The sequence below is a fragment of the Alicyclobacillus fastidiosus genome (assembly GCF_026651875.1).
Classification (GTDB): Bacteria; Bacillota; Bacilli; order Alicyclobacillales; family Alicyclobacillaceae; genus Alicyclobacillus; species Alicyclobacillus fastidiosus.
This window is the reverse complement of record NZ_CP104068.1, coordinates 163656-189884: the sequence shown is the minus strand read 5'-3', so window position 1 is coordinate 189884 and position 26229 is coordinate 163656. Positions and strand designations below refer to the sequence as shown.

The 26229-nt window shown below is 46.5% G+C and carries 29 protein-coding genes and 1 pseudogene; 13 read left to right on the top strand and 17 right to left on the bottom strand.

The window, feature by feature from the left end:
- The first annotated feature begins 326 nt into the window (after nucleotides 1-326).
- The gene (locus tag NZD89_RS28730) at nucleotides 327-1025 is read left to right on the top strand and encodes an IS6 family transposase (RefSeq protein WP_268008716.1); all 699 of its coding nucleotides are present in this window, start codon (nucleotides 327-329) and stop codon (nucleotides 1023-1025) included.
- Between the two features lie 60 nt (nucleotides 1026-1085).
- Here the strand turns inward: NZD89_RS28730 and tal are convergent, their stop codons facing one another.
- Nucleotides 1086-2171 carry a transaldolase gene (gene tal, locus NZD89_RS28725; RefSeq protein WP_268008715.1) on the bottom strand — a complete coding sequence of 362 codons (1086 nt, stop codon included), beginning with the start codon at nucleotides 2169-2171 and terminating at the stop codon, nucleotides 1086-1088.
- A 166-nt stretch (nucleotides 2172-2337) separates the two neighbouring features.
- On the opposite strand from tal, the gene NZD89_RS28720 reads away from it, so the two are divergent.
- A complete protein-coding gene (locus NZD89_RS28720) occupies nucleotides 2338-3099 on the top strand; it encodes a DeoR/GlpR family DNA-binding transcription regulator (protein ID WP_268008714.1) in 762 nt (253 codons plus the stop codon).
- Nucleotides 3100-3130: 31 nt separating this feature from the next.
- Here NZD89_RS28720 and NZD89_RS28715 read toward each other — a convergent pair whose 3' ends face one another.
- Genes NZD89_RS28715 through dhaL form a run of 3 tightly spaced genes read right to left on the bottom strand, consistent with a single transcriptional unit; the run spans nucleotide 3131 to nucleotide 5306 of the window.
- Nucleotides 3131-3904 (bottom strand): DeoR/GlpR family DNA-binding transcription regulator, encoded by a 774-nt coding sequence (locus NZD89_RS28715; RefSeq protein ID WP_268008713.1) that lies wholly within the window; start codon nucleotides 3902-3904, stop codon nucleotides 3131-3133.
- Complete coding sequence (gene tpiA, locus NZD89_RS28710; protein ID WP_268008712.1) at nucleotides 3901-4677, bottom strand: triose-phosphate isomerase; 777 nt, start codon at nucleotides 4675-4677, stop codon at nucleotides 3901-3903. The genes NZD89_RS28715 and tpiA overlap by 4 nt, the downstream gene beginning before the upstream one ends.
- Nucleotides 4674-5306: a dihydroxyacetone kinase subunit DhaL gene (gene dhaL / locus NZD89_RS28705; RefSeq protein ID WP_268008711.1), complete on the bottom strand. Its 633-nt coding sequence runs from the start codon at nucleotides 5304-5306 to the stop codon at nucleotides 4674-4676. Before dhaL ends, tpiA begins: the two co-directional genes overlap by 4 nt.
- Before the next feature lie 57 nt (nucleotides 5307-5363).
- On the opposite strand from dhaL, the pseudogene NZD89_RS28700 reads away from it, so the two are divergent.
- Together NZD89_RS28700 and NZD89_RS28695 are read left to right on the top strand one after the other, a co-directional pair.
- Nucleotides 5364-6061, top strand: a pseudogene (locus NZD89_RS28700) (IS6 family transposase).
- A 442-nt stretch (nucleotides 6062-6503) separates the two neighbouring features.
- The gene (locus NZD89_RS28695) at nucleotides 6504-7061 is read left to right on the top strand and encodes a recombinase family protein (RefSeq protein WP_268008710.1); all 558 of its coding nucleotides are present in this window, start codon (nucleotides 6504-6506) and stop codon (nucleotides 7059-7061) included.
- Nucleotides 7062-8116: 1055 nt separating this feature from the next.
- Here NZD89_RS28695 and NZD89_RS28690 read toward each other — a convergent pair.
- On the bottom strand, nucleotides 8117-8311 hold the full coding sequence (locus tag NZD89_RS28690) for a hypothetical protein (RefSeq protein ID WP_268008709.1): 195 nt from the start codon (nucleotides 8309-8311) through the stop codon (nucleotides 8117-8119).
- A gap of 141 nt (nucleotides 8312-8452) precedes the next feature.
- On the opposite strand from NZD89_RS28690, the gene NZD89_RS28685 reads away from it, so the two are divergent.
- Nucleotides 8453-8647: a hypothetical protein gene (locus NZD89_RS28685; RefSeq protein WP_268008708.1), complete on the top strand. Its 195-nt coding sequence runs from the start codon at nucleotides 8453-8455 to the stop codon at nucleotides 8645-8647.
- Nucleotides 8644-9024 (top strand): hypothetical protein, encoded by a 381-nt coding sequence (locus NZD89_RS28680; RefSeq protein WP_268008707.1) that lies wholly within the window; start codon nucleotides 8644-8646, stop codon nucleotides 9022-9024. The genes NZD89_RS28685 and NZD89_RS28680 overlap by 4 nt, the downstream gene beginning before the upstream one ends.
- A 717-nt stretch (nucleotides 9025-9741) precedes the next feature.
- Here the strand turns inward: NZD89_RS28680 and NZD89_RS28675 are convergent.
- From NZD89_RS28675 to NZD89_RS28655, 6 genes are all read right to left on the bottom strand, one after another.
- A complete protein-coding gene (locus NZD89_RS28675; RefSeq protein WP_268008706.1) occupies nucleotides 9742-9951 on the bottom strand; it encodes an HU family DNA-binding protein in 210 nt (69 codons plus the stop codon).
- A 623-nt stretch (nucleotides 9952-10574) separates the two neighbouring features.
- Nucleotides 10575-10793, bottom strand: a complete 219-nt coding sequence (locus tag NZD89_RS29940; protein ID WP_369125288.1) for a helix-turn-helix domain-containing protein — start codon at nucleotides 10791-10793, stop codon at nucleotides 10575-10577.
- A 229-nt stretch (nucleotides 10794-11022) separates the two neighbouring features.
- Nucleotides 11023-11289 (bottom strand): aspartyl-phosphate phosphatase Spo0E family protein, encoded by a 267-nt coding sequence (locus tag NZD89_RS28670; RefSeq protein WP_268008705.1) that lies wholly within the window; start codon nucleotides 11287-11289, stop codon nucleotides 11023-11025.
- A gap of 273 nt (nucleotides 11290-11562) precedes the next feature.
- Complete coding sequence (locus NZD89_RS28665) at nucleotides 11563-12177, bottom strand: FRG domain-containing protein (RefSeq protein ID WP_268008704.1); 615 nt, start codon at nucleotides 12175-12177, stop codon at nucleotides 11563-11565.
- A gap of 142 nt (nucleotides 12178-12319) precedes the next feature.
- Complete coding sequence (locus NZD89_RS28660) at nucleotides 12320-12862, bottom strand: MerR family transcriptional regulator (RefSeq protein WP_268008703.1); 543 nt, start codon at nucleotides 12860-12862, stop codon at nucleotides 12320-12322.
- A gap of 114 nt (nucleotides 12863-12976) precedes the next feature.
- Nucleotides 12977-13699 carry a hypothetical protein gene (locus NZD89_RS28655; RefSeq protein WP_268008702.1) on the bottom strand — a complete coding sequence of 241 codons (723 nt, stop codon included), beginning with the start codon at nucleotides 13697-13699 and terminating at the stop codon, nucleotides 12977-12979.
- Nucleotides 13700-13832: 133 nt separating this feature from the next.
- Between NZD89_RS28655 and NZD89_RS28650 the strand changes: the two genes are divergently transcribed.
- The gene (locus NZD89_RS28650) at nucleotides 13833-15161 is read left to right on the top strand and encodes a transposase (RefSeq protein WP_268008701.1); all 1329 of its coding nucleotides are present in this window, start codon (nucleotides 13833-13835) and stop codon (nucleotides 15159-15161) included.
- Nucleotides 15162-15434: 273 nt separating this feature from the next.
- Here the strand turns inward: NZD89_RS28650 and NZD89_RS28645 are convergent, their stop codons facing one another.
- Nucleotides 15435-15635: a hypothetical protein gene (locus tag NZD89_RS28645; RefSeq protein WP_268008700.1), complete on the bottom strand. Its 201-nt coding sequence runs from the start codon at nucleotides 15633-15635 to the stop codon at nucleotides 15435-15437.
- A 349-nt stretch (nucleotides 15636-15984) separates the two neighbouring features.
- Here NZD89_RS28645 and NZD89_RS28640 point away from each other — a divergent pair, with 349 nt between their 5' ends.
- On the top strand, nucleotides 15985-16173 hold the full coding sequence (locus tag NZD89_RS28640) for a PAS domain-containing protein (protein WP_268008699.1): 189 nt from the start codon (nucleotides 15985-15987) through the stop codon (nucleotides 16171-16173).
- Between the two features lie 152 nt (nucleotides 16174-16325).
- Here the strand turns inward: NZD89_RS28640 and NZD89_RS28635 are convergent, their stop codons facing one another.
- The 3 genes from NZD89_RS28635 to NZD89_RS28625 are packed head-to-tail and all read right to left on the bottom strand — an operon-like array spanning nucleotide 16326 to nucleotide 18607.
- The gene (locus NZD89_RS28635; protein WP_268008698.1) at nucleotides 16326-16778 is read right to left on the bottom strand and encodes a hypothetical protein; all 453 of its coding nucleotides are present in this window, start codon (nucleotides 16776-16778) and stop codon (nucleotides 16326-16328) included.
- Nucleotides 16768-17577 (bottom strand): ParA family protein, encoded by an 810-nt coding sequence (locus NZD89_RS28630; RefSeq protein WP_268008697.1) that lies wholly within the window; start codon nucleotides 17575-17577, stop codon nucleotides 16768-16770. The genes NZD89_RS28635 and NZD89_RS28630 overlap by 11 nt, the downstream gene beginning before the upstream one ends.
- A 13-nt stretch (nucleotides 17578-17590) precedes the next feature.
- Entirely contained in the window at nucleotides 17591-18607 is a 1017-nt protein-coding gene (locus tag NZD89_RS28625) for a helix-turn-helix domain-containing protein (protein ID WP_268008696.1), read from the bottom strand.
- Between the two features lie 846 nt (nucleotides 18608-19453).
- Between NZD89_RS28625 and NZD89_RS28620 the strand changes: the two genes are divergently transcribed.
- From NZD89_RS28620 to NZD89_RS28605, 4 genes are all read left to right on the top strand, one after another.
- A complete protein-coding gene (locus NZD89_RS28620) occupies nucleotides 19454-19969 on the top strand; it encodes a LuxR C-terminal-related transcriptional regulator (protein WP_268008695.1) in 516 nt (171 codons plus the stop codon).
- A 758-nt stretch (nucleotides 19970-20727) separates the two neighbouring features.
- Entirely contained in the window at nucleotides 20728-21435 is a 708-nt protein-coding gene (locus NZD89_RS28615) for an IS6 family transposase (RefSeq protein ID WP_326492960.1), read from the top strand.
- A 110-nt stretch (nucleotides 21436-21545) separates the two neighbouring features.
- Nucleotides 21546-22907, top strand: coding sequence for an IS4 family transposase (locus tag NZD89_RS28610; protein WP_268008694.1), 1362 nt, complete (start codon nucleotides 21546-21548; stop codon nucleotides 22905-22907).
- 256 nt (nucleotides 22908-23163) lie between these two features.
- Nucleotides 23164-23595 carry a hypothetical protein gene (locus tag NZD89_RS28605; RefSeq protein WP_268008693.1) on the top strand — a complete coding sequence of 144 codons (432 nt, stop codon included), beginning with the start codon at nucleotides 23164-23166 and terminating at the stop codon, nucleotides 23593-23595.
- A 26-nt stretch (nucleotides 23596-23621) separates the two neighbouring features.
- Here NZD89_RS28605 and NZD89_RS28600 read toward each other — a convergent pair whose 3' ends face one another.
- The gene (locus NZD89_RS28600; protein WP_268008692.1) at nucleotides 23622-25109 is read right to left on the bottom strand and encodes an IS5 family transposase; all 1488 of its coding nucleotides are present in this window, start codon (nucleotides 25107-25109) and stop codon (nucleotides 23622-23624) included.
- Between the two features lie 301 nt (nucleotides 25110-25410).
- Nucleotides 25411-25797: a helix-turn-helix domain-containing protein gene (locus tag NZD89_RS28595; protein ID WP_268008691.1), complete on the bottom strand. Its 387-nt coding sequence runs from the start codon at nucleotides 25795-25797 to the stop codon at nucleotides 25411-25413.
- Nucleotides 25798-25941: 144 nt separating this feature from the next.
- Here NZD89_RS28595 and NZD89_RS29935 point away from each other — a divergent pair, with 144 nt between their 5' ends.
- On the top strand, nucleotides 25942-26112 hold the full coding sequence (locus NZD89_RS29935) for a helix-turn-helix domain-containing protein (RefSeq protein WP_369125287.1): 171 nt from the start codon (nucleotides 25942-25944) through the stop codon (nucleotides 26110-26112).
- Nucleotides 26113-26229 lie beyond the last annotated feature (117 nt).

Genomic DNA, 26229 nt, shown 5'->3' with positions numbered 1-26229 from the left:
GATTTTAGTACCGATAACGGATGATTTTTTTGAATTGTGTTTCGATATCGGATTAATAATTATGGATTATATACAATTTCTGAATATTATCAAATGAAAGTTTGTGCCAAAACGAAGCGGCGACGCATGTATCCGATTTCAGTCTTTTTTTTTGGGGGGATGTGCTTATGGTGGAGAAACGAAGCGTTCGGGAGAATCATATTTTGACATGACCGAGTCGAATTTTGGAAACAGACAATGCACTATAAAAAATGGGGCTCTGGTGCAAAAACCACCAGGCATGCTAGTATTGTCCGGATAAACTTCAGGAATGAGGCAGCTATGGTATGAATGCGTTCAAATGGAAGCACTTCGAATCTCATATTATCCTGACGGCGGTTCGGTGGTATTTGCAATACAGCTTAAGTTACCGGGATATCGTCGAACTGCTAAAGGAAAGAGGAGTTCAGGTTTCTCATACGACTATTATGCGGTGGGTTCACCAGTATGGTCCTGAGATCGATAAACGCATTCGTCGTTTCTTGAAGCCAACTACCGATTCCTACAGGGTTGACGAAACCTATATTAGAGTGAAAGGACAATGGAAATATCTTTATAGGGCGGTGGATTCTAATGGGCAAACCATTGAATTCATGCTGTCTGAGAATCGAGATGTCCTCGCCGCAAAGCGATTCTTTAAAAAGGCGTTATCTTCCGCACACAATCAGGCGCCACGAGTTATCACCGTGGATAAAAACCCTGCGTATCCTCCGGCTCTACAGCAACTAAAGGACGAAACAGAAATACCGAAAAAAACCTTAATCAGGCAAACGAAATACCTAAATAACATTGTTGAACAAGACCATCGATTCATCAAAAAGATCACGAACCCGATGCTAGGATTCAAATCGTTTCAAACTGCCGACAGGACGCTTAAGGGAATTGAGGCCATGCACATACTGAGGAAAGGACAGGTCGAGATACAGCTCTCGCCCGTCTCTTCCATCGCGCAGTTCATCAATCACCTGTTTGGCGTATCCGCATAACCCCAAAGCATGATAGATGGCTCAGTCTATGCTGCTCATAATCTTTGCACCAGAACCGGACTATCTAACCTGCTCTTGCTTGGATCTAAGTGCATCAAGCAGGGACGCATAGGATTGATTGAAGGCCTGAAGTCCCTGGGTCAGAAGGGAATTTACGACGTCTTCAATGTCAATGCCTACTTCAGCAAGAGATTGTATTTGCTGACGAGCCAGTTCGACGTTTTGTTCAACCGTTACCTTATAGTCGTTCCGCTTCTGAAGTAAATCCAGCGTTGCAGGAGGAACTGTGTTCACGGAGTTTGGCCCTACGAGTTCATTGACGTACATGAGCGGATCATAAGCGGCGTTCTTCTGCCCAGTTGATGCCCAGAGAATCCTCTGTACGTTTGCACCCGCCGCTGCCAGTTCTTTAAAATCTGATGAAGAAAATGTCTCCTCAAACAACGCATAGGCCATTTTAGCATTGGCGATTGCAGCAGTGCCAAACAGAGATTCAGAAGCGTTCATTTCTTTCAGTTGAGCATCCACGGCTGCATCTACTCGGCTGACGAAGAAACTCGCAACAGACGCGACCGATTGCACGTCAAGCCCACTGTTCAACCGTTTGTGCAAGCCCCGGATATACGCTTCCATCACGCGTTTATATAGGGTTAATGAAAAGATCAACGTTACGTTCACATTGATACCAGCTTCGGTCAGAGCCTGTACTGCCTTAATTCCCTCAGGTGTACCCGGCACCTTAATCATGACGTTCGGCATTCCAATCGCCTCGAAGAGGCGGCGCCCTTCCTGCACTGTACCAACCGCATCATGTGCCAGCACGGGCGCCACTTCGATGCTGACATATCCGTCCTTCCCACGTGTCTCCTGGTAAACTGGCATCAGTAAACGGCAGGCCTCTTGAATATCGCTCCTGGAAATCTCGTCGAATAGTTGTTCTACCGTTGTGGCGTCTGCTTCACGAACTGCGGTGTCATAGGCAGTTGAGCTTTTGATTGCCTTTTCGAAAATGGTAGGATTCGATGTAATCCCCGTTACGCCCTGCTGGACGAGTTCTGCCATAGCTCCTGAAATCAATAGTTCCCGATCCATATTGTCGTACCATATGCTTTGACCTAAGCTTTGTAATGCCTTGATTCCATTCATGGTAGATCTCCTCCAAAGGTCTTCTCCAAGCCGTTATTTTCATTTGCTTTTCATTTTATTTCGTTTATATTCGAGTGTCAACACAGCAAACAGTTGGTCAAGATGTGAAAATTCCCTTATAATCACTCCTATATGGTTTGAACAAACACATCAGAGGAGCTTTTCCATGAGGAAGCTATACACGGAGGAGCGGAGAAACACCATTCTACATCAAATCGTCGAAGAATCTAGGGCATCCGTTGCCCAGTTGGCCAAGATGCTCAATGTCTCCGAGGTAACGATACGGTCAGATTTGAAAGAACTCGAAAGACAAGGCCAAATTCGACGCACGCATGGTGGTGCGATTATCCGTGAAGATAATGATGTTAGCTTTAGCAATCGTCTAACTCAAAGACGCGAAGAAAAGGCACGTATCGCTGCATGCGCCGCAGAATATATACACGAACACGATTCCATCATGTTGGATGCCAGTTCGACGTGCCTGGAACTAGCCAAGCAGATTCGGAAATTGGACCGTGCGGTTACGGTGGTGACGAACGGTTTATACGCTGCGCAGGAATTGTCCGGGCAAAACCATATCAACGTTTTCATTATTGGTGGCATGATCAGGAATCAAAATACCGTGGAAGGACTCGTCGGAACGTCAATTTTTGACTTTATTCATCCGACGAAGTTCTTTTTCTCTGCGCGAGCACTGGCATCGAACGGAAGCTTGATGGATTTTGACCTGCAGGAAGTGGAATTGAAGCGGCATATGTTTCGAAGAGCTGCACAGCGTATTTGTGTACTGGATGCCTCAAAGTTTGGAACCTATTCGGTATCAGAGTTCGGCAACCTGTCTGATGTTCAAACACTGGTGACAGATGAAGGCGTCTCCGATGAGGTAAGAAAGGATTTTCCGGAGACGGACTTTGTGATTGCACCCTGAATGACGAAATGGCCCGCGTGCCGGGCCATCGTCAGCGAATAATTTGTACACCGTGCGCCAGGTACTCTGACGCTGTTTCCTCTGAGAGCTCATTGTCTGTGATGATGGCTTCCGCTTGCTCCGCGTCACAAAACTTCCCAACTGACACCACGCCAAATTTGGTGGAGTCCGTGAGAATATAAGCCCGCTGTGCCACCTCAACAAACTTTTTCTTCATTTCAATTTCCAAAAGACTAAAGTCAGTGACACCTTGCTCCACTGAAATTCCATAACCGGACAAAAAGCATTTCTTGATATTGAGATGTTTGAAAAGTTCGATGCCGAGGATGCCCTCCGTATTATTCTGGACACCGAGCGTCCCCCCGATGAGGATGACCTGCAATCGCGGGTTTTGGTTCAGCAGTTGCGCTGACTGAATTCCGTTTGTGACCACAGTCAAGGCTTTTGTAGACGTATACAGACGCTTGGCCAAATGGTAGCACGTAGAACTGGCATCCAAAATAATAGAGTCGTTTTCCGCAATGAAAGACTCCGCCAGTTTGGCAATCGCCTCTTTTTCTGCCTGTCGAATCTTGAGCCGCTTCTCAAATGAAGGCAAGCCGGAAGGCGACGCTGCGTGGTCACCCACTCGCGTAACCCGTCCGTGTTCGCGGCGAATCCGGCCTTCTTTCGCGAGCAGTCGAAGATCGCCGCGTACGGTCGAGCCGGAGACGCCGAGCTTGTCCTGCAGATATTCGACTGAGACGGTATCCTCGTCTTCCACAATCGTGACAATCTGTTGAAGACGCTGATCACGTTCGTTCATTCCACCACGGACCTTTCTCCGAGCGCTGTCTGGATGATTCGAATGAACATCGCCGGATCCAATGCATGTCTACCAATGAATAAACCATCTGCGACCGTTTCCGTCAACAGGGATGGTCCGTTTTCCAACGTCACACTCCCACCGTAGACGATGGGTACATGTTCGTTGACAATCTGATCGACCACATGGCGAATCACGCGCAGTTGCTCCGCAACCTCATAAACGGCCGGCGGATCCGCACCCACACCAATCGCCCAGACCGGTTCATATGCCACAACCAGCTGCTCGGGGGCGAGGGCAGGAATATCACCTAAAGCGATGGACAATTGTTTCTCAAGGAAACTGCGCGTCGTCGCCGGATCATCCTTGATTGAGGCATCTTCACCAATGCAAAGCACGACGCCCAGTCCCACGCGAAGTGCTGCCGAAGCTTTACGACCAATCATTTCATCGGTTTCACCGAACTGCTTCCTGCGTTCTGCATGGCCGAGCAATACGTTATGCGCGCCAATCTCCTTGAGCAGCTGCGGGGAAACCTCACCTGTAAAGGCACCACTCGTCACCCAGTGGCAATTCTGAGCGCCGACAATCAGGCCTGTACCTTTGGTGTCTTGCAATATCTGCGGAAGCAATGGATACGGCGGCATGACAAACAATCGTTGGTCAGCTGGCATTTCGGCCATATAGGTCCCAACGGCAGTCGTCCATTCCCGAGCCGTTTGTGGACTTTTGTTCATCTTCCAGTTGGTCCCGAACCAGCGTATCCGCGTCATTTACTTGCCTCAGCCAGGGACTTTGCGTTCTCGCAGAACGATTCAAACAAAATTGCAATAGAGACCGATCCCGGATCAACGTTGTTCAGCGCACGCTCTCCCAGAAACTTCGCACGACCAAAACGGGCGGTCATCTCTTTGGTGCTGTCCGATCCCTGACGTGCAGCCTGGGCCACTTCCTGCAGTGCAGCAATCAGATCGGTGTTACCCGCTTCCAAGTGCTGCCGAACGGTATCGACCGCCGGAATCAACGCATCCAGCATCGTCTTATCTCCTGCTTCGGCACCGCTTCGCCGCTTCAGCTCTTCCAGACCGCGTGATACGAAGTTATAGAACGCATCAAGGGTCAGTTCTGTGTACGTATCGCATTTCCGCGCAGCACGGAAGAATACACAATAGAGGACACCGGATGCGCCACCCATGGCATCCATCATGCTCTCACCTACGACCACGTTGATCGCGTTCAGCGTCTCGTAATCCTGCTTCTGAAGTTCTTCAATCGCTGAGCGCATCCCGCGCGCGACTGTCGTACCATGATCTCCGTCGCCTACCGCTGAGTCCAACGAATTTAGATACTGCTCTTGGTTTGCTACTGTTTCCAACGATTTCAGTACAAGGTTCTGGTGCAAAAATAGCAGGCATGCTAGTATTGTCCGGATAAACTTCAGGAATGAGGCAGCTATGGTATGAATGCGTTCAAATGGAAGCACTTCGAATCTCATATTATCCTGACGGCGGTTCGGTGGTATTTGCAATACAGCTTAAGTTACCGGGATATCGTCGAACTGCTAAAGGAAAGAGGAGTTCAGGTTTCTCATACGACTATTATGCGGTGGGTTCACCAGTATGGTCCTGAGATCGATAAACGCATTCGTCGTTTCTTGAAGCCAACTACCGATTCCTACAGGGTTGACGAAACCTATATTAGAGTGAAAGGACAATGGAAATATCTTTATAGGGCGGTGGATTCTAATGGGCAAACCATTGAATTCATGCTGTCTGAGAATCGAGATGTCCTCGCCGCAAAGCGATTCTTTAAAAAGGCGTTATCTTCCCCACATAATCAATCTCCGCGAGTCATCACGTCGATAAAAATCCCGCGTATCCTCCGGCACTACAGCAACTAAAGGACGAAACAGAAATACCGAAAAAAACCTTAATCAGGCAAACGAAATACCTAAATAACATTGTTGAACAAGACCATCGATTCATCAAAAAGATCACGAACCCGATGCTAGGATTCAAATCGTTTCAAACTGCCGACAGGACGCTTAAGGGAATTGAGGCCATGCACATACTGAGGAAAGGACAGGTCGAGATACAGCTCTCGCCCGTCTCTTCCATCGCGCAGTTCATCAATCACCTGTTTGGCGTATCCGCATAACCCCAAAGCATGATAGATGGTTCAGTCTATGCTACTCATAATTTTTGCACCACAACCGTATATTGTGGTTTCGTGAATTTTTGCACCAGAACCCATACACCCCGTTTAAACACCTGCAGCTGCCACTATAGCACCATCAACACTACACCACACATATCAGATGGTCTGTATATGGATTGGATTGTATTCGTCCTCCTGTAGCAGTCTCGCCAACCAACCGCACGAAACGCCAGCCGCAAGCCGCCTCGCAAACTCACAACAACCTTATATCGACACTGTAGTTTGATTCACTCGGCAAAACTGTCAGATTGATGTATACCCTAACACAACGTCAGATAGACAAGTTTAAATATGTCAGATTAGGGTTGTTTTTTATTTTTCTTGACACTACACCGGTAATGTCTTAGACTCTAAACTGACAGAACGACACGGAGGCGATACCATGGCAGGACAGCGCATCGGATATATAAGGGTAAGTACGGTTGACCAGAACACAGACAGACAATTAGAAAGTGTACAACTAGACCGTGTATTTACCGATAAGGCATCAGGTAAAGATACCAAGCGGCCACAATTGGATGCACTGCTTGAATTCGCTCGTGAGGGCGATACCGTAGTCGTTCATAGTATGGATCGTCTCGCTCGTAACCTGGATGATTTACGCTGTCTGGTGCTTGGATTGACAGGTAAGGGTATCGCGGTTGAATTCGTGAAGGAACATCTGACGTTTACGGGCGAAGATAGCCCTATGTCGATGATGCTGTTAAATGTAATGGGTGCGTTTGCTGAATTTGAACGTGCGCTAATCAAGGAACGCCAACGTGAAGGTATTGCCATAGCCAAGCAGAAAGGTGTATACAAGGGACGTAAGAAGTCACTCACCGATGAACAGGTCAAGGAATTACATGAACGTGTCGCAGCCGGTGAGAAAAAGGCACAGTTGGCACGTGAATTTGGAATTAGTCGTGAGACGTTATATCAATATCTCGCATCGAAATAAACGAGGATTTCTGCCGATGGTCGACGTCGCGCGGCCACCATAGATATATCGACTATCTGAACGGTATCCGTGTCACACGGGTGATATCACTCGATTAACTGGGCACATTAATAGCGCAGGGAAGTACTATCGCGGGTATCCGTCCATTACGTCGAGATGGGTGGATGCTCGCACCTTCTTTAGGGCAGAATACGCGCATCAGCGCTCCATATGAGATAGGAGCAGTCTTCATCCCGCAATGGGTATCCGTATTGCCGGTACGGGTGCCTTTTTGCGTTGTCGGACACGCGCAATTTTATACACGACAAAAACGTTGGTTTGACGCGGTTTGTAGCCGATCGCGATGAAATGACTATGCCGATTTTGTACGACAATGTACATAATATACATACTTACTAATATTTATTCGCTAATCATATGTAAATATTTGTATTATACTGGTTTTTATGTTATGATCATTTGTGACACATTTACCCCTGATCCGCCCAATGGCTTATACGGCTATCGGGCATTTTTTATTGCACAGTCGAAATGAGAGCAGTATACTCGTCATGCACTGAAGCAACTTTATTTCTTACTCATCCCGTGTATGAACTGGCACGGGATTTTTTATTACAGTGGATAGCCATGTATGATTCAGCCACTTTCGATTTCGTCAACAACATACCTAATCGTAACACTACCACGGCGCGGAATAAGTTTTACGATGTGTTGCCCGTACGATAAGGCTTCTCGCACTATGTGAAAACCCTCTAGTTCCGTACGATGACGCAATATAAAAAACAACCCCTACCGTTTTGGTGGGGGTGTTGTTGGTATACGTTTCAGAAAAAATCGCGCTATAATTTTCGGGTCAATCTCACCGTACATCCGCCCAACTACTTGACCTTTGTCGTTTCTAATAATTGTCACCTTAGACGTAGACATCCGTCATCGCCTCCAATCAGGCTAGTCTATCGTATATAGGCACATTTGTAAATTATACCAATTACACCATGTATCGATGGTATAAAAATAACCGCCCGATCATGCTATCGACCGAGCGGTAATGTGTGCTATTCTTCCGTTTCTCCTCGTATCGTCATGGCTTGTTCTACTTTTGCCCGTACATCATCCGACAATGACTCAACGTACATATTCAACCCTTGCACCAGCACATCCACCTGAAAGTGCCCAGTGACAAAACACACTGATTCGAGCAGCCGTTTTGCTTCGTCCGGTAGACGTATGGATATCGACTTTGGCGACATCATCCCACCTCCTATCAACGTATACATTTTACCGTATATTTTATCTACAATCAATATGTATCTATGTATTGAATTTGATACGGTGACGTTGTAGAATGTGTTCAAGCGATACGAATTTACCACCACAAAGGAGAAATGGACATGCCAGTATCACAGTTAGCACTGGTTCGCGATCACCTTGTCGGCGCCGTGATGGAGTCATTCGCGTTTGAGGAGTACGAACTCAAAGACAGCGAGCCCATGTCACCGGAAGCGATCTCAGCTTGGGTCGACATCGTAGTGGACGACATCCGACGCGCACTGGCACACAACACAAAGAGGGGGAGTGTAGCGTGACTATAGGAGTTCAATATCCCAACCAATCGGACTATCTGTATCAGGGGGTTCAACGTGGAGTAGATGAGGTATACGCGCTCTATTTCGCCAAGTACGTCCAGCATATGCTGCGCGAATTTGCAGCACAATCGAGTTTCCTCGTCGACGATGTAGTACGCCGCTTTGAGAGCGACGACTTGGCGGAAAATGTCGGTGACGTATTCGGGAAACTTGACGAGTTGATCAATGACATGGCGCGATTTGCCGAATACGCGGCACGCACGTGCTGTCCATCCCACGATGAAGTCGCGATGTACGGTGCACTCTCCATGATGCGATGGATTCATGATACAGAGTTGACCAGATACGACAATAAGATCAGACACTTACTGGACTGACGGCCTATATCATGGGTCGTCTTTTTTTTGCGCTGTTAAAAAGGCGATAAAAAGGAGCGGATATGGCGCTAATTCGGTGTTAATTTGGTGCAAACTCGATTACCGCCTCGTCCTACTGCGACAGGGGATTGCGTGGGTGAAATGGTTCTTCTAGGGGAAACAGTCTCAACCAGGTGGCACGAATAAAACAATAATATGAGCTCCGATGAAATGGGCACGGCGTCATTTTTACTGGAAATTTTTTATTGTATAACCGTTGAAACGAGAAGGCCGTTTTTGAAAAAATACCCCTCAAGTCAGATGAGTTTAAAGTATAGTTTATTTTATACTAATTGATCCCCTTTGAACCCGCATCGTTGAGCGAAATCTGCCTTTTTCTTGTGACAGGGTTCGGAGGTGATTTCGTGCATTTGCGGCAGTGACAACCTCTCTCTGACCCCTGTCCAAGGTTTAGCCAAAATAAGCGACATTTTGCTGGTAATTAGCAGCCAACACCTCTTGGTTTACATGTCATGGTTCGACGGACTTTGCACCGGTGGTCTTTTATACTCGGATTCTACAGGAGGGCGACATGTGTGGTCGCCAATGTCGTCAGCGAAGGTGGGGCTGACGGTGGCCCATTTTGGTGCGGATAAGCGTCACATAAAACAGCACTCGCCCACGAAAAAGACCGACCCAACATAGGATCGGTACCTGCGTTTAAACCAGGGAACACCCTTATACTTTGGATGCAGCTATCTCTATGGCCTCGCCAGTCTGCGGATTATGACCAGTACGAGCGGCACGTTCACGAACTTCAAACGTCCCGAACCCAGGGATCTGAACCTTCTCATCAACATCAAAGAGACCGTTCACCAAAGTCTCGGTATCTTTCTTCGTTAGTCCAGCTTTCTCAGCTATTTTGTTGATCAATTCTTGTTTATTCAATATGTACCCTCCTGCAAGGAAACGAATCATCAATGTATTGTAACATTGCTTGCTAATCAAGTCTTAGCACTCCATACAATGGCCATATCATCTCGCTACGCTACACCGCGTTACATGGCGCTACGCTGTGATTGATAAGAAGGTATTTCAAGGGGAAAATGTCCTATTCTGTGTCCGCATAAAAAGACCGAGCTACCGTAGAGGCTCGTATCGTTAAAACCGACTACACACGTTATGTTCATACCATGCGCAACCTTCGCAATCGTGCTTTTCTACATTGTCATCTGCCATTGGGCAATACACTAGGGCGTTATTTGTATCGATAAAGGGCTTTACGTCGGGGTGGATGCTTAGCACTTGGGGTTTAGTCCTATTTGAAAAATATATTTTTGTATCCAAATTGTCTCATCTTCCTGTCGCATAATTACATGCTATATATACCACGGCGCACAGCATACGACAAAAATACGAGCACTCATGATGTACTCGTTTATTTCGTGCCATATTCGATTTATCGGCGATGCACTTAAACTGAGGCTTGTACGCAACGCCGATGAGATATTCATACGTGATGTTTGATCTGAGAAAAGAAAATGGCTGTCCTCGGTCATTCCTGCATGTAGCTAACAGTCAGACCATATATCATTAGGATGTACATCTAAAACGTTGCAGATCCGATAAATCGTATCCATATTCGGTTTTCTATGAGAGTAATTTGAGCGTAGCGCAGTAATCGTTCTTTCTGATACACCACTGAAAAAAGACAAATGCTGAACAGTCATATTTCGTTCTGTCATAATCACACGCAAACGTACAGCTGGATTGTCCCTGACAACACGCATAATAAAGCCCACTCCGTATACCTTGTCTAGCAACAGGATGGCCAAAATAGATAGCCTATATACATTCGCATGTAGCTATAATGTAAATTTAAGTGATTTATCGATTTAAATATCGAATAAAAAGATATATAATTTAGAAAAAAGAGGGTGGTGCATACGACGCAGCAGACACTATTTTATTGCACTCACTGTCAGACCTTACAACAGGTAACCAGCAATAGCACTGTATTCAAAACAGGGTTCCGACGTGTAAATGGCAAAGACGTCCCGCTCGGTACTTGCGATTGGGCCAAAAAAGTTGAATCTGGCTCTTGTTCTTACTGTAGCGTGAACGGTACACCTTAAACCGTTTCGATTGAATACGGTTAATAAAGACATCTAGGCGTTGACTCGCAGCAATAACATCGGGATGTGTAAGGCTTCCTCGATATTCTGCAATCTTTATCATTTGACTGCGAAGTTCTTCCACGGCGCTATACTTCAGATTAATTATCATGATGTGACTTAATTCCCCTAACACATCCCAAAATTCAACACCGAATCACCATATCACAGAGAAAGTGTCGAAGTATGTCTAACATAGTCGGCCTCTGATTGTTCACATTGTATACACTTACTTTTTCAGTGAATCACTGATTAACGCTCAAGATGCGTATTACATATGTTGGTTTTTGTTCTACACAAACCTACATACAATCGATTTTTAGGCGTTTTCGGATAGCCCTAATAGCAAAATACCATGCAGCCCACTGAATGCGTCTATAAGCTATTACAGCGCGTCTGGTGGCGTGCTAGTATGTAATAGTCGTTCCAACTCAACAAATTCCTTCGTGTTGTATACGTTAAATGGGTCACGTTGAGGATTCAAGAATTCGTGATAGTCTTCAAAAAAGGCATTATTGATTTCGCCAACCTTGAATGGATTTCTACGTAAAGACCACGCATGGGCCAGTTGATTAACATTCAATGCATAAATGGCAACATACTTTTTCCTTTCTCCTTTTTTCCTGTGGTTGATACGGATACCATTAAACGCAAAGAACAATGCCACATACGGAGAATAAGTGAAATCCAAAAACGGTGTGGGGACACCGTGATGTTGTGCATACTCAAGCCAATCACTTCTTGAGTTATTAGGGAACGGTAAATCTCCAAGTCGGCTTAAATTACCCTTAAATTGCTCAAGAATGGCACCGACCTCGAAATCGAACCACTCATCATCCTGATTTCCTACTACTCTTTTGAAACGACTTAACGTAGTCTGTAGGCGCCATTTACTGTTCTGGTGGCCTCTGTACACCACGAGTTGATTACTAAGTGATAAGTTCTCTAGATATGTAAGTGCATTCTTAAGTTTATCGAACACTATTGTTTTTATTGTCACATCCCAACACCCCTTTATAGTTAAATTTACCCAAAAACCCTCGCCGATCTCGACTTTTACGGAAATCATAACGCATAGAAATGAAAAGAGGCGAACATCAGTTCACCCCTCATTCTGCATATTGTTCTAGTAGCCTGATATTTTATCGTCCGAATCTCCACCAGTGCTTCTTTTTCTCTCGCGTAGCCGCTACTTCTTCCATCATGCCACGCAATTCGTCTTTCAAATGACCTAGCTCGCTCTGGAACTCTGCCTTCACCTCGTCACGAACGCGCTCTGATATTTCGTCGGTCATTTCCTGTTTCGCCTTATCCCAATAGGTTTTGCTGGCAAGTTCAACGACTGCGGCAAAGTCCTGCGGAGTAGTGGTTAAGGCCGTTTCCTCACTCGATTCGGTCTGTATCGAATCGTCCTCAACTGGCGCACTACCGTACTTGGCTATGACCATTTGGGCAATCTTGCCCACGTCCATACCGGTTTCATCGGACAGTCTTTTCATTTCAGTAAGTACCGTGATGTCGTAATCACTATACTTGCGGTCGCGCCCATTGGCTGTGCTGATGTTATATCCATGTTTTGATAGGTGCTGAGAGTACTTCCTGACGGTTGGTTCGCTGATTCCTGCCAAACTGGCCGCAGCTTTGGTGCCAAAACGCGCTACATATCGTGTGGCGTCATCATACATATCGAATCACCTCACGCCCACCATACGATACATGCCGTGTCGATGACTGTTCCTTTATGTAGAAAGGGACAAAAAATGAAGGGCGGACTCGATCCGCACTTACATCATACAATGTTATTCGATGACTTCTGTTGAATCTTCAATAAGCCCCGGTACGCCACCCGACTGAGCATATCTCAACTTAGCTTGATAATGGTATCTGGTTCCCATCAGATCACTATATTTAACATGCAAATGTATAAAGCCAGCCCCGAGCGGATGATCGTCGGGTGAGATCCTGAATGCCAAGACTTGAATATCACTTTGCGCGGGTATGAAGTGAAATACATGGGACATCATCGAAAATGTATCAGTAGGAAGTCCTTGGTCTGGTTCTGACGTCCATCCGATATCTATCTTTTCTGCCACAGCAAGTCCTACATTGATGATTGGTACCCATATTTGGGGCACTGTACGTGCGCCATTCGCGGCAATCAAGCCCTTGTAATTGTGTATCGCTTGATTCGCCCTGTTACTTACGATGAACCGTACTTGTGGACGAAGGAGGGCCTCAGTCAATCTGGCTGTCTGTTCATCTAATCGTTCGAGATATTCCATCGATTGTCTTTCGGATTCCCTTGCTGCTTCATCCGCTTTTCGTGATTGTTCATTAGCCGCTCTGACGGTTATCGCAGAATATATCACCGTTGCCATAGCTAAACCCATCGCGATTATTCCCGCTAGAGCAGAAATACCACCCCACCACCGCTGAGCAAAAAATTTCGATACCGCGGCTAAAAAATCACTGTGAGAATGCGGCGATGTTAAAATATGCTTGGAAGGACCCGACGTTTTCATATTGTTTTTTCACCCTTAACCCTTTATGAGCGTGTCCGAAAAGCCCGCAATTTTGAGTAAATAGCAAAACGCACCGATCCGCAAAACTGGTAAAATTGAAGGTATCCAGCCGTCAAATTTTCCAGTTCTGGAGGTGCGTTTTTCCATAGATTTGCAGTTAGACCTGCTTCCATACGCCTATTATAACACGCTTGGCTTCGACCCCGAACTCGTTGATTACGTAGATCACATTGACGACTCATTCCTGGACCTGCTCGTCGGACCCCTGTACGACAAGAGAGGACGCAGACCCGCATCTCTAATCGCCTATTTCCGGATGCACTATCTGTATTTCACTAGGCCGGAGATTACCTCATTCCGTCAATTGTGCAAACAGTTGCGAGACCCAAAGAACCAGGCGTGGCGCAGCTTCATCGGTGTACCCAATCCAGCAAAGGTTCCGTCACACCAGAGCCTGAGTGACTTCCGTAACAAAGTAGGGCCGGACGTATTCGAACAAATTCGTGACGAGTTTATACGTCAATCCATTCACATGGAGGGATTCATCCAGGACACCCTCGCCGCTATTGACTCTCGTCCGATTTACGCCAATGTCAACGGATACAAGAAAAAACGCTGCGATTGTGAGGTTAAGTCAGTTTGCACATGTGAAAAAACGTTTTCTGACCCGGACGCCACCTATGGGGCACAGCGCAGCAAGGTGAACCAGAACCGTTTCTTCGTTGGTTACCGGAAGCACTCGATTGCAGTAAGAACATCTCAAGGACCTGTGGCCTTGTTGTCTATCCTTAAGCCTGCGAATGTGGGCGACATTCGAGTGATGCTTCCACTGATAGAGAAACTCCGGCAGATTAACGAAATGCGCACTCAGTATCTCGTTGCCGACATGGGTTACATAGATGCGGATGACCAGAAGGAGGCATACCACAAACACAGTATGGCTGTGGTTACAGGGTTTCGCAGTGGTATGGTGATGCCAGAGGAATGTAATGAACATGGGCAACCTGAGTGCGAACAAGGCGAACGACTGATTTGGGATGGCTTTGACTGGAAAACGGCCACTTCCTGGTTTCGTGGGGACTCAGAGAAATGCCAGTCATGCCCGCTATCCGGGGTATGCAGCAGGCAATTCGAATTTTCCTTTGACGACAAACCGATTGCATACGGCCCGGTGCCACAAGGCACCATGCTGCATGCCCAGATGCTTGATTTCAGAAGGCAGATTGAGCTGTCCTTTGCGCAAGAGTCCAATGAGTTGACAACAGTTATGAAACACAAGAAGGTGCCTGTACGAACAAACAAACGAGTACAGTCCTTCTTCACCATGCAGGATATATTCCAGCTCATGCAGGCGAGGATAGGTCACATTCGAGAGACCATGCTGCCTGATGACCACATAGAGCGAATTACACAAATGTATACAGTCCAGGCCGAGCAATTGAAACTCGATATCGCTGCATAGGCAAGCAGAACCTGGAAAATAAACAAAAGCCAATGTTACTGACAAGGGGTTCGTGCGCCCATTTTCAAGGGTGAGCAGGCAATGTGTTCCCATACGGAGGCATTCACCAAATTACCAAGTAAACTTATCCCATATCAGGAAGCCTGTATTCATGTATTTGGCTAGACATTTACTCGAATCGGATGCTTTTCGGACAACCTCTTTATGCTAACCGAATTCAACAATCCACATATTACATATATTCAAAGAAAGGGGCGAACTTCAGTTCACCCCTCATCCTGCATATTGTTCTATACGAAAAGCATAGGCGAGTGTCATCATCGCTTCTGCTTTTTGTTCGTAGTAATGCCGTTCTGAGACGTACCATTTTTCATCGTACAAGTCATTGTAGACCTCTTGGTCTGTCGGCAATGGGTCTTTACCCATATACAACTTGCGAATGATTGCGGCCTGATTTTGTGGGAGTAACCCCACTTTATAATCAACATCCCGCACGAAGAAGTTCATTATGTCTAAGGCTTCGAAGGCTTGGAGTACAGGTCATTGAGCTCTAGGCTTAGAACGCGACGTGTTCGGTTTTCTTTGTGACGTCATTCAAAACACCAATCGTCACGCCGGCTGCTTTCTTTGTGATGGTGTTTCGTGTTTTCAAGTCCATTGGTTCGATCCCAAGTCCGCAAAGCGCGTTCCGCGGACACGCTTTAGGTCAGAGGACACTTCTTTGGGTGCATGGCCTTCGAGTCTATCGATCACGTCGGCAAGTGCGGTCTGAGAACCCCACGCCTTCAGAAAAGTTTTTTGCTCGATGACGGAGTTTTTGGGAATGGTTCAGGACAAGCGGCAGAGGGAAATCCATTTCCGCTATATCAATAAGGAAGGGAACTATATTTCCCTTCGGGCAGTGGGCTCACCCCTCATCGGGGAGCAGGGTGATGTTGAACAGCTCATAGTAACCGCTACCATCAACAATCTTCAAAGGAAGACCGTAAAACTAGCCTTGGTGCCCGTTTGAGGCACCTTTTTGTTTTCGTGGTACATACGCTCATGTGCTCAAACGCTCTTATGCTCGTTCACTCATACGAGCATAAGAGAAAACGAGTGTTTACTCACAGGAGCAGGTGAGCTATTGCTCTTTCGAGCGAACGCTCACCTGCTCACTGGCCCCTAGTTTTCCTGTAGGTAGCTGTCAATTAGCCGATCCAGTACTTCGGAGATCGTTTTTCCTTCCATCGCGCACTTTGACTTAAGGGCACGGTGCTTCTTGCGCTTTAGGTCAAACGAGTACCGACCGACCTCATCATCGATCGAACGCTCATTTGAACTTTTGCTCACTTGCTCTTTTACACTCTCGCTCAAGCGCTCGTTTGAGGGTGTGCTCGTTTGCTCAGCCGCTCCTTCGCTCCAACGCTCGTTTGTTCCATCGCTCAAAGGCTCATCTGCACTTGTGCTCGAGCGCTCATTTACTTGCTCCGAGCCAATGACCTGTTCCTTAATCTGATCAATGGTTTCTTCTGATGGTTCGGTATCCTCGCCAGGAGATCCCAAGAACGCCTCATGAGGAAGACGCCGACGCGTTTGCGTAGCTAACGCCTTGTAATCCGGTTTCTTATTCGACACGTGCAAGCAACTCCTTCACAAATTCATGATATGGGTCAATGGCTTTGCGCAGCTCCTTGTTCTCGGATTGATCAAAGCCTGTTAATGCCAAACGTCCAGTAGCAGCCGTTCTGTCGATGACAGATTCAAACACCCAATCTGGATACTGGTCTCCACACAGTTCCACGAGGTCTTTCATGTCACTCCTGCGTTTGTCATTCAAGTTGCGCAGGATTCCGGCTACCTGCAGCTTTGGATTCAATTCTTGTCCAGTTGAGCCCTGGACGAATTCCACGGTCTCTATGAATCGTTCTACGGCAGATAGACAGAATTTGCTTGACTCGAACATGACCACCACATAATCAGACGCTACGAGCGAATTTAAGGTCTGCTCTCCGATGTGGGGTGGCGTATCTATGAGGATGTAATCATAATCGTTCAGAACAGGCTCTAATGCCTTTCTGAGCGCCTTCAGATGCATTGCATTGTTCTCGGGATAGATATGCTTCCCATCGTGGTATAGCCAGTATGAGAACGTCGCTAGAACGTCCGTCGCAGGAACTAGATGCAAATTATCTTCGAGCTTGACGATGTATGGACGAACATCGCCTTCTTTCAATGCTTCAAAAATCGTCCGTTCGTCAAACTCGTAAATGTCGCAACGGGTAAGATATTCCGTTTGATTGCCCTGGCTGTCCATATCAACCACAAGAACACGCTTGTTATATTCATGCGTCAGCACGTGAGCAACAATCCCGGTTGTAGTGGTTTTGCCACAGCCGCCTTTTTGGATGCCTAGAGTTATCACTTTTGCGGTCACTTAAAGACCTCCTTTAGCTGTCGGGGAACAGTTTATAAAAGTTCTCGTAACGTGAATCGTGTTGCGTACTACTCTTGCCTGAGAGACTTTGTCGGGAACGCTCGTACCACTCGTCCTCAGCTCGGGCGAAATCATCGTCGTCATCGCTAGACTTTGTCTGTGCCTTCTTCCCGATCACGGGCCAATCTTCCTCTACGGCCTTACGGAAGGCACCTAGAGGATTATTCCAATCGCCGCCTTGTATAATCTCGGCCTTCTCGATTATGTACTCGCGTCCGTGTTCTTTTAGCCACTGACTAAGCATAGGCATTAGGGTACGGATAGGCGCACCAAGTTTTGACTCAATCTCAAACCCTAAATCGTCAATTTCTGAATCGACAACAACAACAATACGCTTTGTATCGTGTTTCGCTTTGGCGTTAGCAGCTTTGGTAGAGTTGCTAGGCTCCTTTGTTGTTGTTCTATTACTTTTAATTTTAGATTTGGTAGTTTTAATACTTGTTCTTTTAGTACGAACCTCAGGTCGCGTATCCGTACGAACCTCAAGTCCCGTGTCCGTGCGTACCTCAGGTACGTCCGGTTCGATTTTACCCGTGCGTACTTCAGGTACGCACGGCTTTTGGTACCGAACTTTCCACTCATTTTCTACTGGACCGCTGGGTTCGTCCTTATCATAAAGGGCTAGTGCAGCGTCAATTAGCGGCTTGAAGTTATAAACCGAGTTGCCAAACTGACCACTCTTGTCGTTGAATCGCTGTCCAACAAGCAGAAGGTTCTTTTTGACCAGGCTTTCTACCCACTTCTGAACTTGCCTGCGGGAACAGCAGAGGTGCTCGGCTAGAGTGTCCTGACTCGGGAACGGGTCTCGCTCGTCGTGCTTATACGTTAGGAGCGTGCAAATCAGGCTCCACTCTCCGTGTTCGATACCTAGCCTGCGGAAGTTACGCATTAGGAGATTGGGTATAGTGGTGAATCCTTCGTCGAGGATCGCGTGGCCCCATATGACCTCGATACGACTTGTTTCCGACATGGTCTTTCATTCCTCCTGCGAAGGAACGAAAAAAGCGCATACGGGTACACTTGTCCCGATGCGCTATAAGTCCGATACGCTCGAATCGTGCTGAAAAATTTACTAGCACTAAATCACGTTTCTGTCTTGATTATCAAGACAAAAAACGGTTAGAATAAGCCTATCAGTTTTATAGCGCTGGACTTGGGATTCCCTTAACTCTTGGCGGAGGGGGGAATCCCTTTCGCTTTTCTCGTCCGATTTATTTGTTTCTACTTTACGCTAAGGATCGCTGGATAAGCAAGCTATAATTACCTAAGCACATAAATACTTGCCAAACGAGCCATACGCCCTCTGTGGGCGTTTTTTAGTGCCCTCCCATACTCACGGCTATGGGCAATAAAAAAACGGGCCAAATCGGCCCCGTAGCGGTCATCAAAAAATTTTTTGAGAATATGGTATGAATATCTGGCGATAGGCGCGATAACCATAGCGTAGCATCGGCCTATCACACGACATTCCCAACTCGCCTATTAGCAGGATTGGCAGAGTTCCGAGATTCTATACCTGAACTTGAAAAAAATTTTACGAATGCAACGCGGGCATTCTTTTGGTGCATTGGGCGAGGTATAATATCCCATATAGGGGCAATTAAAAAGCCAGCGGGTTCACCGGGAGTTGCGACCTCCCGACGAATCTACCACCGTGTGCGAGACGGTAGCAGGCTCAAAAGCTCCACTGACTTGGGACATACGTCCTACTTCAGAGCAGACGTATGACAAAATCAGCCGCAAAACGGTAGTCCTGTAACCACACGGTAGACAGGGCTTTTTAGTGCGTTACGAACTTCCCAAAGGAGCGACGAACATGCAAGACCTAGTTCAAGCCTACCAAGAGCAAATAGTGGCCCTCCGTGAGAAGAAAGTCCTATGCAATGACTTCGAAACAAAGAAACAGTACGCCTCCATGATTGAGTCCCTTTCCTACGCTATCCGGCAAATGACAAACACCGAGTATGAAGACTACCGAACTATCCTCGTGGAACCGGACGCCCTAAACGGCCTTGCTGTATCCTATGACACGCACTCAACCGACGATGAGGCGGATCGCGCAGCTGATACCGTATCGGTCGATATGAGCTCGCTATCCCGCCGTGAGTCCTATGTACTCCGCTCATTGATGGACGGTATGACCTTTCAGGAAATCGCGGACGACATGGGCCTAACAAAAAGCTCGGTCCAGAAATACGCTGAGTGGGCAAGGTCTAAGCTATCCAGAATACGCACATCAGGCGTCCAGACTGCCCTGTTCAATACCTTGGACGATAGCTGCGGGGTGTACGTGTCGGGCCTATTTAGGACTAGCGAGGCTGTCGCTCGTTAGTGCATATGTTCAAACACTCTATCGCTCGAAAGTGCGTTTGCTCATATGCTCAAATGCTCTTTTGCTCAACTGCTCTCTTGGACTAACGCTCTGATGCACATATGCTCCTATGCTCGATCGCTCGGATGATGAAATACTCTTTCGTGTACATGCTCTAACGCTCTTTTGATCATATGCTCGGTAGTGTAAACGCTCGTATGCTCACACGGTCTAACGCTCACTCGCTCTATAGCTCATATGCTCACTTGAGGATTCGCTCTTTCGTGCATATGCTTACCCACTCGGTTGCTGGAACGCTCTACCACTCGGGTGCTCAAACGCTCTAATACTCTTTAGAGCAAACGTTCAAGCGCTCTTCTGCTCACATGAGCAACCGCACGAACGCTCGGCTGCCCACGGGTGGAAGGCGACGCAACCTGGTTTATATGAAACCCGCCCCATGTGGTGCGGGCGGGTTGGTTCCGCATCAATAACTAACCGTCCATGTTCCGTCCAAGTTAAAGCGTGCTACGTGATCCATATGGATAAGGGCCTTGAGGGTTTCAACAAATTCTTCGACGGATTTGCATACTTTTGAGTTCTGGTACATCGTAAAGCACCTCCGTGTTTGTTGTCCGATTGACCTTTACTACTAATCTATCCATTCAAGCGTACAAATATACTAGATTGAAGAAATAAATAGGGAATGGGTTCTGGTGCAAAAACAGCAGGCATGGTAGTATTGTCCGGATAAACTTCAGGAATGAGGCAGTTATGGTATGAATGCGTTCAAATGGAAGCACTTCGAATCTCATATTATCCTGACGGCGGTTCGGTGGTATTTGCAATACAGCTTAAGCTACCGGGATATCGTCGAACTACTAAAAGAACGAGGAGTTCAGGTTTCTCATACCACTATCATGCGGTGGGTTCACCAGTATGGTCCTGAGGTCGATAAGCGCATTCGTCGTTTCTTGAAGCCGACTACCGATTCATACCGGGTAGATGAAACCTATATTAGAGTAAAAGGACAATGGAAGTATCTCTATAGGGCTGTGGATTCTAAAGGTCAAACGATCGAATTCATGCCGTCTGCGAATCGAGATGTCCTCGCCGCAAAGCGATTTTTTAAAAAGGCGTTATCTTCCCCACACAATCAAACACCGCGAGTCATCACCGTAGATAAAAACCCTGCTTACCCTCCGGCACTACAGCAATTAAAGGATGAAACGGAGATACCGCAAGAAACCGTAATCCGGCAAACGAAATACCTGAATAACATTGTTGAACAAGACCACCGATTCATCAAGAGGATCACGAACCCGATGCTGGGATTCAAATCGTTTCAAACTGCTGACAGCACACTTAAAGGAATTGAGGCTATACACATGATAAGGAAAGGACAGGTCCAGTCACTTCACCTACCTGTCTCTTCCATCGCAGATTTTATTAATGATTCAAGTTTCGCACCCGGTTTGAGCCAATGAACGCTTGGTATGACTGGGTTTTCGGGCATTGAAAAAGGCAAAACATCCTCATTTTCTAGTAGACTGAAGTTGTCGAGACCACAATCTACGGAAAGAGGATGTTTCCCCTTATGGTACGTGAGCCTGAGGACCAAGATCAACTCCAATCCATGGTTTTTGCTTTCTTCAAGGAGTACAGAATTGCACGACTCCTAAAGCAGTCGAACATCACCAAACAAGCTGGTGTGGCTGTTCTGGATGTGTTCCGCGCCGTATTCAGTCTCGTATTTACTCAGCGAAGTTTGAACCGTTGGTTGAAGCAGTCAGGTGGTGAAGGGTTTGGTAAGGATACGGTGTATCGATTCTTAAATTCCCCCCGTAACAACTGGCGGCGTTTTCTGCTTTTGCTGAGTGCTGCCGTCATACAACGGATATCTCGGCTCATTTCAGACGACAGAGCAGATGTACTAATTGTCGACGATTCGCTGTTTAGTCGCAGTCGTAGCAAGAAAGTCGAATTGCTTGCCAGGGTTTACGACCATGTGTCTCACAAATTTGTTCGTGGGTTTCGAATGCTTACATTAGGCTGGTCGGACGGGAATTCATTCGTGCCACTCACCTTTTCGTTGCTCAGTTCTGAAAACGAGCGCAATCGCCTACGTGGTGTTGAAGGGTCCATCGACAAGCGCACCTGCGGTTACAAGCGTCGGAAAGAGAGCATGCAAAAGGCAACGGACATTCTGTTCGAGTTGCTGACCCAAGCACAAGGCATGGACATTACCGCCAAATACCTGCTATTTGACAGTTGGTTTGCACACCCGGCGACCATTCTTAGGGCCTTGAAGCATTCGATCCACGTTGTCTGCATGCTCAAAGCCACGCCCAAGGTTCACTACGAATACGAAGGACGGCGGATGACACTAAAAGAATTGTACTCTGCTCTGAAAAAACGCCGTGGACGAGCAAAGATCCTTGCTTCTGTCATGGTGACGATAGGGCAAGATGCAAAGGGCAACCCAGTTCTCGTGAAGATTGTGTTCGTTCGAGACAGGAACCGTTCCAGCCAGTGGTTGGCGTTGCTCTCTACGGACACAAACCTGTCGGACGATGAAGTGATTCGCATCTACGGAAAACGATGGGACATTGAGTGCTTCTTCAAGGTCAGCAAATCCCACCTCCGACTGGCAAAAGAACTGCAGGGACGCACATACGACCAGATGTTTGCCCATACCACCATCGTCTTCGCACGGTACATCATGTTGGCAACTGCCGCACGAAACGACCAGGATCTAAGAACGATTGGCGCTCTTTTCTTCGACTGCTGTGACGAGCTAGACGACATCCGGTTCGTCGACGACATTCGTCTATTGATAAACCTGCTGATATCCATCATGGAAGCAACAGATGTTCAAAACGACACCGTGATCGACATGATTGTTGAACAGTTTATAAGCCATTTACCCAATGCTATCAAGGAAAAACTGGCGGCCTAAGGGGGCGAAACTTGAGTTATTTACCAAAATCATCTATCATAGCAATATTGGTTATGTAAGTATAACTTATTGAAATTTCATTGTACACTGATTTGTTTTCTGTTGTCATTTACTTCTTGTCATCCTAGAAAATAACTCCACGACAACTCAATTAACACTGATTTTAAAATTTATGTATTAATGTAAGTTACACAAAATTTAATAAGCCACAAAATGTAAAGTGAGTATTTTTTACTTGCCATAGGAGGGATATATTTTGATAGAAAAACCCAATGGACAGGCTATTCTAGATAAGTGGGCAATGTTAACCAAGAGAGACTCTGTATCAGTTGACGACATAACACCTAATTATTTCATCGATACCAATGGTAATTCTAAACCGCTCATACCTCGCGATGAGTTTTCGGAACAGTTAACCGATTTGTTAGAGATAACAAACATTCATCATGAGCTAATCTCAATAATCCATTCAATGACTACAGATTGCGCTTATACAATAGAACACGTTTTTGAAGAACTGAAATTAATTGCAAGAGAGCTTCAAGATTATATATGCGATCTATATAGCTACGCGATCATACAACGTTCTGAAGTTAATGCCCAGGGATCGGTACGTGAGGAACAACCCATCGCAAAGAATAAAAAAGACTACAGAGAGAATAACGAAACAATCGTTGATCGTAATTGAATTATAGTTAGGGTCTGATGAATGAACTACGCAATGACCACGGTCGTGCCGAAATCTGTTCCAAAAAGTTCTCCGAGTATGAGCAAAAAAAGAAGCCGTAGCCTCTTTTCGAGATTCATAATCAGTAACTGGATGGCAATGACCGTCTCGCTTGTTTGTCGAACGCGCGTTCGAATTAAGCCAAGCCCGTAGATGCGCTTGCCTTCACCAAACTTTCCTTCCACTGCGTTGCGCTCGCCCATATCTTGTTGTTCCATTTTCTTTTGCTCACGGTCGACTTGCTTTGGTGGTCGTCCAAGTTTCGGACCACTCATCCGGATTCCATGGTCTTTGCAGTACTGAAGATTCTCACGTGTCCTGTAGATTTTGTCCGCCAAGATGGTCTCCGGATAATATCCGAAACGCTCAACGTACCGCTCCACTGACTCAATTAGCGTCGAACCCTCGTTGAAGCTGTCCCAACTTGTTCTCTCCATCAGTGTATATCCTTCAACCACACTGATTGACACCTTTGCACCAAACTCCACATTTGCTTTTGCCTTTCCACGTACAATCGGTCGAACGTCGGGTTGTGCAATGCTTACGATTCTATCGTCCACCCGATGACTACGGCTCTGATACATTTCTCGCTGTTGCCGATATAGCTCACCAATGACCAAAAGGTCACGATATTGTCGCCGTGAGAGTGCCATGAGGGGAGTGCAATGTACGAGTTGTTCAATGAATTTCAAGTTCCGTGCCACATAACGCAATTGCCGACCGACAGACTTGCGAATCTCAGCACGACTCGGCTTACGGTTCTTCGCTGTCCTCAAGTAGTCACGACGTGCTTGACGACGTCGGTCTCTGGGCTTCTTCACTTCGCCCTTATGCGGCGCGTGAAGCGTATCAATGATGTCTTCCAGCTTCTCCCGCGCTCTGTTTAACAGCGACAGGTCTGTCGGATACGCGATGTCTGCCGGTGTACAGGTTGCGTTCAGAATGAGCTTCCCTTGATGGGTTTGAGGCTCCTGAACCTCAGCTTTTGATTGACTGTTTACTTCGGACTGTCCAGATTCCCTGGGGGGTTCATTGTTGTTTTGGTCATCGTCGCCATTCTGCTCATCCTTCAGTCCGGCTTGCACGATCCACTCATTCACTTGGTTGATGACGTCCGGTCCCAATCGTTTGCGAAAATGGGTGAGCAGAGACGGGTCAAACGGGGGTTCTTCTTGATACGCCGGGAGACCAATGAAGTATTGAAGGTACGGGTTTTCCGTGATGTGCTGGACCAAATGACGGTCTGAAAAACCTTCCCGCTCCTGAATAATCAGGGCACCAAGCGCCATCCGAACCGAAACCGCACGTCCGCCCCGAACGTCCTTGCTGAAGTGCTTGCTGTACTCCTGTTCTACACGTCGCCATGGGATGAGATACGAAAGTTGAACCCAGCGGTTGTTCTCGCTAAGTCGTCCCCCAAACGGGAGAAAGAAGTCTCCGGGAAGTATCTGTTGGTCCTGATGATTCGCGTACAATGCCGGTCCTCCAAGTGCACGGTTTTTCGCTTGTTCCGCTCAAAGTCGATACACTTTACTTCGACAAATCATACGCTGATTCCTTGCCAAGCGTGGGTTTATGGTTCATTCAGTAGACCCTAGTTAAAGACCAATTCAAGATTTTAGCTATACGCCATACATATAACCGTAATATTAATTATTGGGGTTAATCAAGTTTTTTCCGTATATCGCTGAAAAAGTAGATCCACACAACACTACAGGCCGTCTAAAGCAGAGGACCGCAAATCCTGAAATAAAATTGTTCAAATTAATAAAAACATTAGCTCTGACTAAACAAGGCCATCAGGATAGTTATGGCTTTACTTCGCTCTTCAGCGGTAAGTTGGGTTCCACGGAATAACAAATGATCATAGTGTAAAATCTCAAATAAATCCAGCTCCCTCGAGTCACCATTTACAAGGTAGTCGATAGAGACATCATATAATGTAGCTAAGATGGATAGTGTGGAAGTATCGGGCTCTCTTGTCCCACGCTCATACTTTGAAAGCGCAAAGTTTGTAATTCCAGTTTTCTCCGAAACAAACGATTGAGTCCATCCCTTCCGCTTCCTGCACTCCATTAGCCGCGTACTAAGGTTACTCACTAGCACCCCTCCAACGTCAAGATCATCCGACAAATATGCCACTCCGTCAACATTTTTATCCATAACGTCTAAATTTATGTTGACTTTAGACGAAATGTCTATATATTATCGGTACAGAAGTTTTGTTGCCATATTGTCCAGTATGGTAGTGATGATTATGGAGGTGTGTCCCCATGAACGTCTTCGCGAGCTTCGAGAAGCTAGAGGATTAACACAAGTTTATGTGCTCAGAAAATTGGCATGTCACAGTCAAGACTGACCAAGATGGAGACAGGACAACGACCATTTAGAGCAGACTTAGTGTGCACGTTAGCTGACATTTTAGGTGTGTCTACTGGATATTTTTTTAAAAATTATTTGGACAATATGTCCAAATAAGAGCTTCTTTAAACTCAAAGATTATGGGTGATCACTGTGAAAAAGAAAAAATTGAAATCGGGGAATATATTTCTAGGTGTAATGACGTTTGTAATGTTGACATTTGTCGTGTCTTAC